Source organism: Bradyrhizobium sp. (assembly GCF_047605465.1).
Lineage (GTDB): Bacteria > Pseudomonadota > Alphaproteobacteria > Rhizobiales > Xanthobacteraceae > Bradyrhizobium.
In genome coordinates this window covers 16,632-32,573 of record NZ_JASGFS010000028.1, presented here as the reverse complement: position 1 = coordinate 32,573, position 15,942 = coordinate 16,632, and the positions used below count along the sequence as shown (strand labels likewise).

The 15,942-nt window shown below is 63.9% G+C and carries 13 protein-coding genes; 7 read left to right on the top strand and 6 right to left on the bottom strand.

Annotation, left to right across the window (positions count from 1 at the left end; genetic code table 11):
• Positions 1-11: 11 nt before the first annotated feature.
• The 3 genes from QM712_RS20710 to QM712_RS20700 form a co-directional block, all read right to left on the bottom strand.
• Complete coding sequence (locus tag QM712_RS20710; protein WP_415024996.1) at positions 12-983, bottom strand: NAD-dependent epimerase/dehydratase family protein; 972 nt, start codon at positions 981-983, stop codon at positions 12-14.
• Between the two features lie 145 nt (positions 984-1,128).
• Positions 1,129-1,965, bottom strand: a complete 837-nt coding sequence (locus tag QM712_RS20705) for an alpha/beta fold hydrolase (protein WP_415024995.1) — start codon at positions 1,963-1,965, stop codon at positions 1,129-1,131.
• Between the two features lie 42 nt (positions 1,966-2,007).
• Entirely contained in the window at positions 2,008-2,913 is a 906-nt protein-coding gene (locus QM712_RS20700) for an acetoacetate decarboxylase (protein WP_415024994.1), read from the bottom strand.
• A 199-nt stretch (positions 2,914-3,112) separates the two neighbouring features.
• On the opposite strand from QM712_RS20700, the gene QM712_RS20695 reads away from it, so the two are divergent.
• A complete protein-coding gene (locus QM712_RS20695; protein WP_415024993.1) occupies positions 3,113-3,610 on the top strand; it encodes a MerR family transcriptional regulator in 498 nt (165 codons plus the stop codon).
• A gap of 16 nt (positions 3,611-3,626) precedes the next feature.
• On the opposite strand, the gene QM712_RS20690 is transcribed toward QM712_RS20695, so the two are convergent.
• The 3 genes from QM712_RS20690 to QM712_RS20680 form a co-directional block, all read right to left on the bottom strand.
• Complete coding sequence (locus tag QM712_RS20690; RefSeq protein WP_415024992.1) at positions 3,627-4,310, bottom strand: type 1 glutamine amidotransferase domain-containing protein; 684 nt, start codon at positions 4,308-4,310, stop codon at positions 3,627-3,629.
• Positions 4,311-4,518: 208 nt separating this feature from the next.
• Entirely contained in the window at positions 4,519-5,160 is a 642-nt protein-coding gene (locus QM712_RS20685; RefSeq protein WP_415024991.1) for a YceI family protein, read from the bottom strand.
• Positions 5,161-5,353: 193 nt separating this feature from the next.
• On the bottom strand, positions 5,354-5,632 hold the full coding sequence (locus QM712_RS20680; protein WP_415024990.1) for a hypothetical protein: 279 nt from the start codon (positions 5,630-5,632) through the stop codon (positions 5,354-5,356).
• Between the two features lie 584 nt (positions 5,633-6,216).
• On the opposite strand from QM712_RS20680, the gene QM712_RS20675 reads away from it, so the two are divergent.
• The 6 genes from QM712_RS20675 (at position 6,217) to QM712_RS20650 (ending at position 15,862) form a co-directional block, all read left to right on the top strand.
• On the top strand, positions 6,217-6,399 hold the full coding sequence (locus QM712_RS20675) for a hypothetical protein (RefSeq protein WP_415024989.1): 183 nt from the start codon (positions 6,217-6,219) through the stop codon (positions 6,397-6,399).
• A 217-nt stretch (positions 6,400-6,616) separates the two neighbouring features.
• Positions 6,617-7,534: a DUF3991 domain-containing protein gene (locus tag QM712_RS20670; RefSeq protein WP_415024988.1), complete on the top strand. Its 918-nt coding sequence runs from the start codon at positions 6,617-6,619 to the stop codon at positions 7,532-7,534.
• Positions 7,535-7,714: 180 nt separating this feature from the next.
• Complete coding sequence (locus QM712_RS20665; RefSeq protein ID WP_415024987.1) at positions 7,715-8,317, top strand: DUF1419 domain-containing protein; 603 nt, start codon at positions 7,715-7,717, stop codon at positions 8,315-8,317.
• An 8-nt stretch (positions 8,318-8,325) separates the two neighbouring features.
• On the top strand, positions 8,326-8,724 hold the full coding sequence (locus tag QM712_RS20660) for a DUF3085 domain-containing protein (RefSeq protein WP_415024986.1): 399 nt from the start codon (positions 8,326-8,328) through the stop codon (positions 8,722-8,724).
• A 107-nt stretch (positions 8,725-8,831) separates the two neighbouring features.
• Entirely contained in the window at positions 8,832-13,928 is a 5,097-nt protein-coding gene (locus tag QM712_RS20655) for an Eco57I restriction-modification methylase domain-containing protein (RefSeq protein ID WP_415024985.1), read from the top strand.
• A 257-nt stretch (positions 13,929-14,185) separates the two neighbouring features.
• A complete protein-coding gene (locus tag QM712_RS20650) occupies positions 14,186-15,862 on the top strand; it encodes a ParB N-terminal domain-containing protein (protein ID WP_415024984.1) in 1,677 nt (558 codons plus the stop codon).
• Positions 15,863-15,942 lie beyond the last annotated feature (80 nt).

Genomic DNA, 15,942 nt, shown 5'->3' with positions numbered 1-15,942 from the left:
TTCGGCATAGTTCAGAAAGCGTCACTTTGCGGAATGCCCGATTTCCGCTGTGCCTCGGTCGACCATTCCTGATGGATCAGATCCAGGCCCTTGCGATACGTCGTCACGTCGAAGTCGGGAAACCGGCGCTTGAACTTCGCTGAGTCGAACAAGTTGTCCTGCTCATATCGCGGCAGTAATTCCCTTATTTCGCGCACTTGCGGAGAGAAGACGCCGGCAACGACAAAGGCCCATTTCGGAACAACGCCGTAGGAAGCTTTGCTTCCGAAAACCGAGCTTGCCGTGGTGGCGAGCTCCTTGTAGGTCGGCCGATCATCACAGCAGGGCAAATGCCATGTCTGTCCGAACGCCTCCGACGCATTGCCCAACGCAGCCAGCGAACGACTCGCATCGGGTGTCCAAATCAGGGTGCGCCGCGTATCGGCGCGCACGGGCACTAAAGCCCTCTTTCCCTTCAAGAGTCTGTCGATGACCAGAGCGTTCGTAAAGCTCTGCGTCTTGCCGGGTCCGTAGAATTCGGGCGCCCTGCCAATGAGCACGGGAATGTCTCCTCGCGCCATCTCCTCGAGCACCATGGACGCCATGGTCGCGCGCACGTTGCCCTTGCGTCCGACCGGCTCGAATGGCGTCTCCTCCGTCTGCAGCCGGCTATCCTGCGGATACATGTAGGTGTTGTCGAAATAGGCGAAGCTGGCGCCTGCCACGCGACAGGCATCCAGTGAGTTTTTCAGCATCACCGGGAACTGTGTCTCCCAAATCCGCGTGTCCGGCGGCAAGCCGGCAGTGAAGTAGACGACGCGGCTTCCCTTGACAGCTTCCATCGTCTGCTGCGGGTCAAGGAGGTTGGCGGAGATGAGACTGTCGGTGTCATTCACCTTGCGCGGTCTACGACTTACGAGCCGCAAGTCGTTCGTGTAGGCACGTCGGAGCTCCCGCGCCAGCTCTACTGCAATCTGACCATTCGCACCAAGGATCGTCTGCACGCGCTTGCCTTTTGAAATTGCGGCATCCGAACTGCCAACCGGGTGACGAGAGCCCTCGGCGTGCCGAGATGGGGTGGCGGCTGTCGACGCCGGAGCGGGCTCTCATGGCGCCGGCAGTCGGTTCGTCTCGCCCCTCGGGTTCAGTTCATCCTCGGATGAAGGCGAGTAGATCAGCATTGATCGCGTCGGCATTCGTTGTGTGCATGCCGTGCGGATAGCCCGGATAGACTTTGAGCGTGCTGTTCGGCAGTAGCTTGTCCTGCAGCAGCGCCGCGTTCTTGTAGGGCACGACCTGATCGTCGTCGCCTTGGAGGACCAAGGTCCGCACGGTGATCGACTTCAAGTCCTCGGTCTGGTCGGTTTCAGAGAAGGCTTTGATCCCTTCGTAGTGGGCCTTGGCGCTTCCCATCATGCCCTGACGCCACCAATTCCGGATAATGGCGTCGGAGGATTTGGCGAGGAGACGATTGAAGCCGTAGAACGGTCCCGTCGGCACGTCGAGGTAGAACTGCGATCTGTTGGCGGCAAGCTGGGATCGAAAGTCATCGAACACCTCGATCGGCGTGCCGCCTGGGTTGGACTCCGTCTTCACCATCAACGGGGGGACAGAGCTGATCAGCACCGCCTTGGACACGCGCCCCTGCGGTTGGCCATACTTGGCGACATATCTTGCAACCTGGCCCCCACCGGTCGAATGGCCGATGTGGACGGCGTTCTTCAGATCGAGATGTTCGACCACCGCCGAGGCATCCGCAGCATAGTGATCCATATCGTGGCCTTCGCTGACCTGGCTCGAACGGCCGTGGCCGCGGCGATCGTGCGCGATGACGCGAAAGCCTTTCGCAAGGAAGAACAGCATCTGGTTGTCCCAATCGTCGGCCGAGAGTGGCCAGCCGTGATGGAAAACGAGCGGCTGCGCATCCTTCGGACCCCAGTCCTTGTAGAAGATGTTCGTTCCGTCCTTCGTTGTAACGAATGTCATGGCAACTTCCTTCCTGCTTCTGGCCTATTGAGCCCCCGCCCGTTACGCGGCCAAATGCCCTTGCAATGGGCGCGGCATGTACAGAACCATCTGCGCGTCCTTGACGACATCCAACCGAACGATCTTTTCTGCGCCCAGTCCCGCGAGCAACTGACTGATCGGCCCGCCCGCGTGGTCCAGCTTCACGTCACGCGGAAACAGGGTCTGCGCGAATTCCATCGGGTTGGTCTGAAACGAGGTTTGCCGCCATTCGCCATCGACCAGGCCGATCGAAGTGTTGGTGGAAATGTGCGATTGCGAAGGCACGCGACGCAACGCAGGTAACGGCGCGGTCAGCGTCACATCCGGAGATCCGTCGGTTGCCGCAATGCTGGCCGACACCGTGCTCGAAATGTCGAGCCGAATGTCGGCAATCCATTTTGGCAATTGATAGCCGAAGACGCCGCGCACCCGGGCGATCTCCGTATCGACCGGCAGAGCCAGCACATGCGCGAAGAAACTCTGACGCCGTATCGAGTCGAGGAGTTCCAGCGCTTGCGATCCCCGTGCGCTGGGTCGGCGGATGATGACGGCGACCGACACCTCGTCGTAGGGATCGTTGTCGCAGACCGCATAGGAAAAGTAAGTCAGCGCGACGAGGCCATAGCCCGGGAGCGCCCGCAACGGTTCGAGCGGCGTCGGCAACATCGAGCGCAGCCGCTTCATTGGGGCCAGCATCAGCGCCTGCACGTTGCTGGTACGATAATAAAAGTTTGGTGCCCAGGTCGGGCCGACGCGCGTTTGCGTCATCACTTTCGGGATGCGGCGGAAGAAGTCGATATTGCCGACGGCGGGATCCTTCGCGACCTCGTCGAGATCGGGATTCATGTGGAAGCGGTCGTAGTATCCGCCCTTCGGGACCTTTACCTTATGGCCCGCGAACTCGACCTCCGTGAACTGTTCCGCCATCGGCCTCGTCCTCCGTTGGCGACAACGCGCCAATCGCGTTCAAGCAGCAATCAATCTTGCGCATCGCGACGACCCGCGAGGCCGGCGCTATGGTTCGGGACACGCCGCCCTCCAAGTCGGGCCTGGGGGGGCGGCTGATGGACATGCTCTAACATTTAAGTTAACTTGAGGGTCAAGCCCTATCTTGACGGTCTCGAGAATGAATATCGGCGAGCTGGCGAAGCGCACTGGCCTCACCCAATCACGCATCCGCTTCTATGAGAGCATCGGTCTCTTGAAGATGGTGGAGCGGCGGCCGAACGGCTATCGGACCTACCCGCGAGAAGCGATCGTGCTACTTGAGCTCATCACCACAGCGCAGCAGGCCGGCTTCAGCCTCGATGAAATCCGGTCGCTCGTGCCGCACGACCTTGAGACCTGGCAACACGACACTCTGCTCGAAACGCTGAAGCGCAAGGTGGCTGACATCGAGGCGTTGCAGGCGCGGTTGGCGAAAAGCAGGAAACAACTCATCGCCCTCATCAAAGACATCGAGGGAAAGCCGGCCGACATCGACTGCGCGGAGAATGCGCGCCGGGTGTTGTCGCGAATGCTTGTTGGCAGAACCAACCTTCCAGACATGGAAGCCGAGGACGGGAACTTTGTAGGAAATACTGGCCGGAAACGAGCGGACCGCCGAAAGTCGGCGACAAGTTAGGCGCGATGCCGGACCTTCACAGTAGCGCCGCGACCTTCTCCGCGGTCGCCTTTGCCGACCACGGGTTCTGGCCAGTGACCAAGTAACCGTCGGAAACAGCGTAGGAGACGAACGGCAAGAACGCCTTTTCGTAGCGAGCGCCTCGTCGGTTCATCTCCGCCTCGGCGTTGTAGGGCATTTTCTTCGCCACGCCGGCCAGCACTTCCTCCGTCCAGGAAAAGCCGGTGAGACGCTTTCCCTCAACCAGCAATCTTCCGTCCGAGAGCTTCGTGTTCAGGAGACCGCAATAGCCGTGACAGACGGTCGAGACGACTCCGCCACGCTCCCAGATGGTGCGCGTGATCGCCTGCAGTCCTTCGCTGTCTGGAAAGTCCCACATCACGGCGTGGCCGCCAGTGAAGTAGATCGCATCGAACTCTGACGGATCGATCTGATCTGGTGATGCCGTCGATGACAGCAAGGCCATACGCTCCGGGGCATTCAACCAGGCTTTCGCTGACGCGTCCAACAGCGGCCACTTGAGCGCGCGCGGCTCCAGCGGTGAACGACCGCCCTTCGGGCTCACGATGCGCTGTGAGAAACCCCGTTCGGCAAAGAGATCGTATGCATGCGTCAGCTCCGACAGCCACAAGCCCGTCGGGTGATTTGGGTCAGCAAAATGGGAAACATTGCTGACGACATGAAGAATACGTTTTGTCAACGTTGCTGGCCGACTTCGCTTCGCGGGGACATATAAGTGCCGGGCATCGGCACTCGATCTCGGGTGATACTAACCTTTCAGCTCGCTTTAAGGTCAAGGGAACTCCTGCGCGGGTGGCCATCTCGATGAGATCAAGGTGAGGACGCGAGATTTTCGATGATTGGACGTCATGCGCGTCCTCTCGGCAGCTACTTAGGCATAGCAAAGGTCAAATCGGAACCAAGGACGCTGTTAATGGAGCGACCAAACCAGCGTGAATCCTGATGGGCACCGAATCTGCAATGAGGCCCGCGTCAGCTCCTAGACCAAAATCGCTGCATTTGATGATGGCGCTGCCGTCAAAGCCCATCTTGAATGTCTTCTGCCTCGCATCGACTCGAGCGCCGATGAACGTCGTTTTGATGGCGACTTGCCGTGTCTGTCCATTGATCGAGAGATGACCGACGATCGTTGCTGTATTCTCCGGGCCCGGTACGACGGACACGGATCGAAAACGGGCGCTTGGAGACCGGCCGTTGTCGAGGAGATCAGCCCATTGAAGCCGCGGTGAAGATGCCGCAGCGTCGGCAGTCCGTTTTCGGATCCCAAAGGTGAAGTCCATGGCCGTGCCGGCAGGATCGATCGGGTCGATGGTAAGCGAGCCTGCCAACGCGCCGAACGAGGCAACCAGGCTGGAAGACCCGCTGTCGTACAGAGCCCATGCGACCTCCGATCGGGCGGCGTCGATGACGTAAACGCGCGCACCGAAGGTCGACCGGCCCGCCCGTCCTCCTTGATCCGGCATCGGTGAGTTGGACTGCCCGCTACACGTCGCTGTGAAAGCGAGAGCCGCCGTGACGATGAAGTTCATAGAGCGCGCCTGCTTGCCAAGGATGTGCCCAGATCGAGTTCTGAGGGAGCGCGACTGCGAAGATCCTTGAATGTCCTGCCCTCTAACTTGGGATGGCCACGAGGTCGCACCGTCGTGAAATGCACCTTCCGCCGGACATCTTTGCGGAAACTTCGGGTTCTGGTCGGCTCGAAAAGCACCTGCTTCCGCAGGGTTACGACACGAGTTGCGCGAGTTTGCTCGCCCACCAGCCAGCGATCGCTCCCAGAATTCCTGCGATGAAGACGGCGATCGAGAGCTTGAACGCGCCAGCCAGAAAAAAGCCCATCACTGCGCCTGAAAACGCGGATGCGCTGATGACCAGGACCACGCCGCCGCGGAATGTGTCATCCGAATCCGGGGTTGTCATCGGCGCGTCCATTCCGGCTAGACTGTCGTCTGGTGGCAAGTCTCGGATTTGCAGGCTCTGAAATCTTGGGAGTTCGGTCGGCATGATGAGCCCTTCCCCGAGAGTGATCCATTTGCCTTCGGACAGCTCGGCTTCCGCCGAGGGGCGGTCAGCAGAAGTTCCAAGCAGCCGCCAGGCGCTTGGAAGTTCGGAGTGTTATCGGGACAGGCTGAGGCGCGTTACAAAGGTTCTGCCAACAAGCTTCGGAAATCGGTCAGGTTACTTGGCCAGGCAAGCCGCCCATCACGAATAGGACAGTGCGGCTCGCCGGAAACTTGCCCGCTGCGGTCGGAGATGCGTCCACCCAATGGCGGTGACCGGCAGGTGCGCCTTCCCAGCGCCCGGTCACATCTTTCTCGATCGAACGACTTGCTGGCGGCGGCGGCGCAATCAGCCGGCTACGGCAAGGGCGCTGTGCGGGAGTGTCTTCATCTGGTGCAGCGAGCCCGGCCCGCTCTCTAGCACGGCGTTCCTGGTCCTCCCCGGCCTTCCACGATCAACCCGCCAGGGGTCGGCTATGTGAACATGCCGCCGCTGTGCCCTTGGCTTGCGGTGATCGCGGCCGATTGAGGACTTTGACGGACGCCATCGAGCGGGGATCGGCCTCGCACACACGATGGAGTCCTCAGATGTCGCACGATCTTTCGCTTGCCCAGTCCAATGCATTCGCGCTCGCCCGCACCCTGATGGTCCCGGTCACGCTCTTCGAGGTCGACGGCGAATATGGCGTGATGCCGAGCGACGAGCTCGACGGTGCCGAGGTCGCGGTCGTCCACGAATACGACCCCCACCATCTTGGCCCGGCTCATTGAAGCCGGTGGCCATCCTTTGCCGCTTGCGAGCGGGCGGCGGCAAGGGAGGCTGCGCCGCGGCAGTCCCCGTTGATGGCGATTACCCCGCACAATTCAGCAATTGCCAGCCGCGCCCTTGCCCCCTTCGCTCTTCGCGGCGGGCGAAGCGGGTCCCGCAAGCTGCGGGAGAATCAAACCCAAGCGAGAAAGGTCCGGCGCACAGTCCCGGAAAACAGAAATGGACAAGAAAGATATTGAAGACCTCAAGGAGCGCGTGGCTTGCGCCGCCGTGCTGGAGGAAGCCGGGTTTGCGATCGATCTGAAGGAAAGCACCCGCAAGGCCGTCAAATATCGTCGCGGCGACGACATTGCCATCGTCACTCACGAGGGCAGGGGGTGGTTCGACGCCCGAAGCGACGCGAAGGGTGACGTCTTCTCTCTTGTCAAACACCTTCATCGCCTTGCATTCCCCGAGGCGCTACAGCGTGTCGCAGACTTGGTTGGATTCGTCCCGACGGAGCCGGTTTGGAAGCGCGAAGCGCGCTCTCACGCTCCCGACATCGGGATCACCGAACGCTGGGGATTGCGACGCAAGCCCTGGGAAGGGTCTTTGACCTGGCGCTATCTGCGCGATGAGCGCGGGCTTCCCGACGCAATCATCCGCGCAGCGATCCGAAGTGACGTTCTGCGGGAAGGCCCGCATGGCAGCATGTGGGCGGCTCATCGCGATGGGAATGGCGTGGTCACCGGCTGGGAGGAGCGCGGCCCTGAGTGGCGCGGTTTCGCGACAGGCGGGGCGAAGGTGCTGTTCCGTTTCGGACCTGCAAGCGCTGTCCGCTTCTGCGTCACCGAGGCCGCAATCGATGCCATGAGCCTCGCCGCCATCGAAAATCAGCAGCGCGATAGTTTCTATCTCAGCACCGGCGGAGGCTGGGCACCGGCCACGGTCGCTGCCGTTCGCGAACTGAGCGCCCGACAAGCGGCGCAGCTCATCGCTGCGACCGATAACAATCGTCAAGGCGACGTCTATGCCGATCGGCTCGCTGCAATCGCGCGCGAGGCGGGCTGCGCCTTTGAGCGATTGCGGCCGACGTTGGACGACTGGAATGAACAACTGCGCCTAACTCGCGGGGCGAAGACGGAGAGGAGAAAATGAAAACCCGGCTGCCGCATGCCCGTCGGTCGCGTCAAGGGTGAAGCTTCGCCCGGCTGCGCCGGCCCTTGACCCGCCCGAACGGAGAGGCGGCCGCGAGGGAGGGGTCAGAAGGGCCGAAGAGGATGGCGAACCGGAAGGGGGAGCCGCGCTCCGGCCCGACGAGGCTGAAAGGAGCCCGCCATGACCCCCTCTTCGATCCGCAAGGTCTATCAAGGCGCCGCCGACCGCCGGCAGATGTTTCGCATGTTCGATCGGCATAAGGAGCGACCGAACCGCACCGACGACGGCGCGACCGCGCTTTACGCGGGCGAGTGGTTCGAGATCGGCGCAGCCGAGCATGACTACATGTTCGAGATCCTGCCGCCGTTGTGGATGCGCGGCGATATGTTCGCCATGCGCGAATTCCTCAGCGGTAGCATCACCAGCATCTTCTTCGCGTTGACGATCGACGGTCGCGCGCGCTTCTTCCACGGCTATTGCGATCTGTCGGATCGTGGCTCGCCCGAACAGTTGCGCACGGCGATCGTCGAGCGCGAGTCACGGCCGGTTCGGGCGATGACGCGTGAGGAGCGCCTCGAGCACATCTGGTCGAGCACTCACGACGACTATCGCGGTTACGCAGGCGAGCAGTGGCGAGCGCAGGACCGCGGCAAACGCACGGTCCTGTTCTATGGCGGACGCCAAGGCACGACGCTGAAGCTGCTCGACCATCTCACCGATGCGGAGATCTCGGCGAAGCTGCCCGTGCATCTGCGCTACCTGCCCGATGCGATCGCCGCATAGGTGCCGCCGTGTTCACTTTCTCCGTGACGGCCGTCCGCGCCGTGATCATGCGTGGGCGCATCGACGCCTTCCTGAACGGCGGCTTCCGCAACCCGCACTACGGCCTCGCGCCCGGCAAGGACGAGAAGCCCGGCGTCTGGCTGGTCGGCGACGAGGGCGTCTACATCATGTCCAACGGCAAGCTCGCCGAGGGACAGCAGCGTCCACTCGTCGTCTATGCCGAGGAATGCGATCCGAAGACTAACGTCGATTACTGGCACTACAAGCGCCGGCATTTCGGCGGCGATGACGGCATCGACTTCCTCGACGCCGAGATGCTCGTGAAGCTGATCGAGGCATCCTCGGCCACGCATCTCATTATCGCGATGACCGACGACACCTGGTCGATCACGCCAATCTGCCGCTGACCTTTCAGGTCTCGCGGCCCGTTCCCGCAACCCCTCGCGACCATCGCGCCCGCTGGAATCCCCCGGCGGGGTGGATGGCGCGCGCCTTCACAACAGGAGTCATCACAATGGCGCAAGACGATCCTTTCACCATCGACCTCTTCAACAATACCGCGCTCTCATCGGGCCTCGGACTCGGCGTGACCGCCTTCGGCGGAACGTTCGCGAACGATGACGATGACGAGCCCGATCCCTCGACTCCCGCTCCGGCGCTTCCGGTCGCGGCCACCGCGCGTGCCGCAGCGTCGGCCCGCCCTGCGCGCGGCATGAATTTGTACCTCGCCGGCGACCGTCCCCTCGCCAAGGGCTGGAAAGACCGCGCCCGCGACAGCATCGCCGCGATCCGGCTCGCGGCCGAAATCGAGGCCCATCAACGCCCGGCCACGCCGCAGGAGCAGGCGAAGTTGATCCAGTTCACCGGCTTCGGCGCCTCCGACCTGGCCAACGGCGTGTTTCGCCGGCCCGGCGAACCCGATTTCCGCGACGGCTGGCAGGAGCTCGGCGCCTCGCTCGAAGATGCCGTCGGCGACCTCGACTACGCCTCGCTCTCGCGCTGCACCCAGTACGCACACTTCACGCCCGAGTTCATTGTCCGCGCGATCTGGGCAGGCCTGCAGCGCCTGGGCTGGCGTGGCGGCCGCGTGCTCGAGCCCGGCGTCGGCACGGGGCTCTTTCCCGCGTTGATGCCGGAAGATTTGCGCGATGTCTCGCACGTCACCGGCATCGAGCTCGATGCGGTCACGGCGCGCATCGCCCGCTTGCTTCAGCCGCGGGCGCGGATCATCGCCGGCGACTTCGCGCGCACCGAGTTGCCGGCCGCCTTCGATCTCGCCATCGGCAATCCGCCCTTTTCCGACCGCACTGTCCGATCGGACCGCACATATCGATCGAAGGGTTTCCGCCTGCATGATTACTTCATCGCACGCGCGATCGACCTCTTGAAGCCCGGCGCTCTCGCCGCCTTCGTCACCTCGCACGGCACGATGGACAAGGCGGACTCCTCAGCGCGCGAACACATCGCCAAGTCGGCGGACCTCATCGCTGCCATTCGTCTGCCCGAGGGCAGCTTTCGTGCCGCGGCCGGGACCGACGTCGTCGTCGACCTCCTGTTCTTCCGCAAGCGCAAAGTTGGCGACGCCGAGCGCGACCTGTGCTGGCTCGACCTCGCGGATGTCCGGCCGGCAACGGAGGACGAGAGCGCGATTCGCGTGAACCGCTGGTTCGCGCTCCATCCCGACTTCGTGCTCGGCGCGCATGCGCTCACGTCGGGTCCCTTCGGCGAGGCCTATACTTGCCTACCGCGCGCCGGCGAGAATCTTAGGGTCACGCTCGCAGCCGCCGTCAATCTCCTGCCGCAAGGAGTCTATGACGGCGAGCCCGAGGCGGTCGATACGGATCTCGATGATGCCGACGATCCGTCTGATGCCGATTTGCCCTCCGACCGTCAGGTCCGCGAGGGCAGCTATTTCTTCGACAAGGCCCGGGGGCTGCAGCAGGTCGTCGACGGTGAAGCTGCCGCGGTGCAAACGCGTAAGGGCCGCAGCGCCGACGGTATCCCCGAGAAGCATGTCCGGATCATCCGCAAGTTGATCCCGATCCGAGACGCCGTGCGCGAGGTGTTGAAGTGTCAGGAGCTCGACCGGCCCTGGAAGGACGCGCAGGTCAGGCTGCGCATCGCTTGGTCGAGCTTCGTCCGGGATTTCGGCCCGATCAACTTCACGACCGTCTCGCTGGCGGAAGACGAGGAGACCGGCGAGGTGCGCGAGACGCATCGCCGGCCGAATATCCAGCCCTTCCTCGATGATCCCGATTGCTGGCTCGTGGCCTCGATCGAGGACTACGACCTCGAGACCAATACCGCGAAGCCCGGGCCGCTCTTCACCGAGCGCGTCATCGCGCCGCCTTCGGCGCCCGTGATCACCAGCGCCGCCGATGCGCTCGCCGTCGTGCTGAACGAACGGGGCCACGTCGACGTCGACCACATCGCCGAACTGCTGCACCGCGCCACGGAGGACGTCGTTGCCGAACTCGGTAGCGCGATCTTCCGCGATCCCGCCGACGGCTCGTGGCAGACTGCCGATTCCTACCTGTCCGGGGCCGTTCGCGAGAAACTCAAGGCCGCGGAGGCAGCCGCTGCGCTCGACCCGGAGTATGCGCGTAACGTGACGGCGCTGCAGGGCGTGCAGCCTGCCGACCTCAAGCCGTCCGACATCACGGCGCGTCTCGGCGCGCCTTGGATTCCGAGCGCCGACGTCGTCGCCTTCGTGAAGGAGACGATGGATGTGGAGATCAAGATCCACCACATGCCGGAGCTCGCGTCGTGGACCGTGGAGGCGCGACAACTCGGCTGGACCGCCGCGGGCACGTCGGAATGGGGCACCGACCGACGTCATGCGGGTGAGCTCCTCGCCGACGCGCTCAACAGCCGAGTGCCGCAGATCTTCGACACGGTGAAGGATGGCGACAGCGAGCGGCGCGTGCTCAATGTCGTCGACACCGAAGCGGCGAAGACGAAGCTCCAGAAGATCAAGGATGCGTTCCAGCGCTGGATCTGGTCCGATCCCGACCGCACCGACCGCCTCGCGCGCGTCTACAACGACCGCTTCAACAACATCGCGCCACGCGCCTTCGACGGCTCCCACCTGAAGCTCCCCGGCGCCTCTGGCGCCTTTGTTCTCTACGGACACCAGAAGCGCGGCATCTGGCGCATCGTCTCGGCGGGCTCGACCTACCTCGCGCACGCCGTCGGCGCCGGCAAGACCATGACGATGGCGGCCGCGGTGATGGAGCAGCGCCGGCTCGGCCTGATCGCCAAAGCGATGCTCGTCGTGCCCGGCCATTGCCTGGCGCAGGCTGCGCGCGAGTTCCTGGCCCTCTACCCGAATGCGCGCATCTTGGTCGCCGACGAGACCAACTTCACCAAAGACAAGCGGCACCGCTTTCTGTCGCGCGCGGCGACCGCGACTTGGGACGCGATCATCATCACGCATTCCGCATTCCGCTTCATTGCCGTGCCGTCGGCATTCGAGCAGCAGATGATCCACGACGAGCTGGAACTCTACGAGACGCTGCTGACGAAGGTGGAGAGCGACGACCGCGTCTCGCGCAAGCGCCTCGAACGCTTGAAGGAGGGTCTGCAGGAGCGTCTGGAGTCGCTGTCGACGCGCAAGGACGACCTGCTGACCATTTCGGAGATCGGTGTCGACCAGATCATCGTCGACGAGGCGCAGGAATTCAGGAAGCTCTCCTTCGCCACCAACATGTCGACGCTGAAGGGCGTCGACCCGAACGGCTCGCAGCGCGCCTGGGACCTCTACGTGAAGTCCCGCTTCGTCGAGACCAAGAATCCGGGACGCGCGCTCGTCCTCGCCTCGGGCACACCGATCACCAACACGCTCGGCGAGATGTTCTCGGTGCAGCGGTATCTGGGATACGCGGCGTTGCTCGAACGTGGCCTGCACGAATTCGATGCCTGGGGAAGTACGTTTGGCGACGTCACAACGGAGCTCGAATTGCAGCCCTCCGGCAAATACAAGCCCGTCACCCGCTTCGCCACGTTCGTCAACGTGCCGGAGCTAATCGCCATGTTCCGCTCCTTCGCGGACGTCGTGATGCCGGACGACCTACGGCAATACGTCAAGGTCCCGGCGGTTGCGACCGGCAAGCGCCAGATCCTCACCGCGAAGCCCTCGGCGGCGTTCAAGCGCTACCAGACCTTGCTTGCCGAGCGCATCAAGGCGATCGAGGAACGCGACCGCGCGCCGGAGCCGGGCGACGACATCCTGTTGTCGGTCATCACCGACGGCAGGCATGCGGCGATCGACCTGCGCCTGGTTGACCCGGACAACGACAACGAGGCCGACAACAAGCTGAACCAGCTCGTCGGCAACGCCTTCCGCATTTGGAGCGAGACCGCCGACAGCACCTACGTCCGCTCCGATGGCAAACCGTTCGAACTGCCCGGCGCCGCGCAGATGATCTTCTCGGACCTCGGCACCATCAGCGTCGAGAGGTCGCGCGGCTTCTCGGCCTATCGCTGGATCCGCGACGAGCTCGTCCGCATGGGCGTGCCGGCCTCCGAGATCGCCTTCATGCAGGACTACAAGAAGTCCGAGGCGAAGCAGCGCCTGTTCGGCGACGTCCGCGCCGGCAAGGTCCGCTTCCTGATCGGCTCGTCGGAGACGATGGGGACCGGCGTCAACGCCCAGCTCCGGTTGAAGGCGTTGCACCACCTCGACGTGCCCTGGCTTCCGTCGCAGATCGAGCAGCGCGAGGGACGCATCGTTCGCCAGGGCAACCAGCACGACGAGGTCGACATCTACGCCTACGCGACCGAGGGCTCGCTCGACGCGCAGATGTGGCAAAACAACGAGCGCAAGGCCCGCTTCATCGCCGCCGCCCTCTCAGGCGACACCTCGATCCGCCGTCTCGAGGACATGGGGGAGACCCAGGCGAACCAGTTCGCCATGGCGAAGGCGATCGCGTCGGGTGATCCCCGCCTGATGCAGAAGGCCGGGCTTGAGGCCGACATCGCACGGCTCGAACGCCTGCGCGCCGCCCATATCGATGATCAGCACGCGGTGCGGCGCCAGATTCGCGACGCCGAGCGCGACATCGAATATTCGACGCGCCGGGTCAGTGAAATCGGCCAGGACATCGCGCGCCGCCGCCCGACCGCAGGCGACGCCTTCACGATGACGGTGACGGGCGACACATATGGCGAGCGCAAGCTCGCAGGCCGCGCACTCCTGAAGGAGATCCTGACGCTGGTCCAGCTCCAGCAGGAAGGCGAGAGCGTGATCGCCGCTATCGGTGGGTTCGACGTCGAGTACAGCGGCGAACGCTTCGGGCGCGATGGCTACCGCTACACCACGATGTTGCAGCGAACGGGCGCCGACTACGAAATCGAACTGCCGGTGACGGTCACGCCACTCGGCGCGATCGCCCGTCTCGAGCACGCGCTTGATGATTTCGAGGGCGAGCGCGAGCGCTTCCGCCAGCGGCTGGCGGACGCGCGCAGGCGGCTTGCCTCCTACCAGTCGCGCGACGATGGCGACTTCGCGTTCGCGGGCGAACTTGCCGAGAAGCGCGGTCAACTCGCTGAGGTGGAGAAGGCGCTGTCGGAGGATGGCGACCGTGCAAACGATATCGCTGTCGCGGCCTGAAATGAAAAAGGGAGAGGAAAGACGGGAAAAATGGCCGCTCGCAGATCGGCCGGGCCGTCGACACTGACGCTCAACCGCCGCCTGCGCGATCCCGGCCCGTCGTCCTGCGCAGGGCTTCTGCCCTGCTGGTCCCGCCGGGCAGGGATGCTCGGCAGCAGTTGCACCGGCCCGCCCGCTCCGCGGGCCGGGGGATGTCTTCGGGAAGAAGACGAGAAAGGGCCGGGAAGCCGGTCCGCAACCCCAAAAGGAGCATTCCCATGCATCTCATCAAGGTCGATCCGCGCGCGCTGAAGGAAAATCCCGACCGCCTGCGCCAGACGAAATCGACGCCGCAGGCCGACGCGTTGCTGCTCGCTACGATCAAGGCCGTCGGCATTGTTCAGCCCCCGGTCATCACGCCCGAAAGCGGCGGCGGCAACGGCTATATCATCGATGCAGGACATCGCCGCGTGAAGCAGGCGATCGCGGCCGGCCTCGAGGAAATCGATGTACTGGTCGACGAGGTGGCGAACGACAACGGCGCCATGCGGTCGATGGTCACAAACATCGCTTTCGAGCCCTTGAACCCCGTGGACCAGTGGCGTGCGATCGAGCGCCTCGTCGCGCTCGGCTGGACCGAGGAAGCGATCGGCGTCGCGCTGGCGCTGCCAGTGCGCCAGATCCGCAAGCTGCGCCTGCTCGCCAACGTGCTGCCGGCGATGCTCGACCACATGGCCAAGGGCGATATGCCCGACGAGCGGCAGTTACGCACGATCGCGGCCGCGTCCCCGGACGAGCAGAGGGAGGTCTGGAAGAAGCACAAGCCATCGAAGGCCGACCCGCAGGTTTCGTGGTGGAGCGTCGCCCAGGCCTTGCAGAAGACGCGCATGTTCGCGCGCCATGCGAGCTTCGGCGACGATCTCGCCCAAGCCTACGGCATTGCCTGGGTCGAGGACCTGTTCGCTCCGGCGGACGAGGACAGCCGCTACACCACGGATGTCGAGGCCTTCCTCGGCGCGCAGCAAGAGTGGATGACGGCGAACCTGCCCAAGAAGGGCATCATCGCAGAGGTCACGAATTACGGCGAGGTGAAGCTGCCGCCGAAGGCGGAGCGCGTCTACGGCAAGGCGACGAAGTCGGACTGCACGGCGATGTACCTCGACCGCGACGGCCGTGTACAGACCGTTCACTACCGCATGCCGGCGGCGAAGAAGCCGAAGGGCAAGGGCGCGACCGGTCCGGACAACGCCGCCGAGGATGTCGGCGAGGTCTCGAAGCCGCGCCCCGACGTGACGCGCAAGGGCGTCGAGATGATCGGCGACCTCCGCACCGACGCGCTGCGCGAAGCGCTTGGGCGCGCGCCGATCGAGGACGACACGCTGATGGCGCTGCTCGTCCTCGCCTTCGCCGGGCAGAACGTCTCCGTGACGACAGGAGGCGGTGGAACCTATTACGGCCACAGCCGGCTGGCGAAAAACGCAGCGGTGTTGTTCGACGGCGACGGCAAGCTCTCCTTCGACATGGATACGCTTCGTGTCGCGGCGCGCACCATGCTGGTCGACGTCTTCTCGTGTCGGGAGAACGCCACCAACAGCGGCGTCGTCGCCCGCGTCGCCGGCGATGTCGTCGGCGCGGACGCCTTCCTGCCGAACATGGGCACGGAGGACTTCCTCGCCTGCCTCTCGCGCTCGGCGCTCGAGGCGTCGTGCAAGGACACGCCGGTCCTGCCGCGCCAGCGCGTGAAGGACACCCGCGCCGCCCTCGTCGAGCACTTCAGGGAGGGACACTTCGTCCACCCCGCCGCGCTCTTCGCGCCGGACCCGGCGAAGCTCGCCGACTTCCTGTCGTCTAGCGCCGTTCCAGAGGACGACGACACGGACGAAGACGCCGACAGCGGCATCCGCGACGGCGTCTCCGACGAGGAGGCCGGAGCCTTCCAGGAAGCTGCCGAGTAGCAGCGCTCCCTTCTTCCGAACGATCCGCCGCCGTCGGCCATGCCGGCGGCGGCTCTGTTTCAACGCTTGCCCAAAAGGAG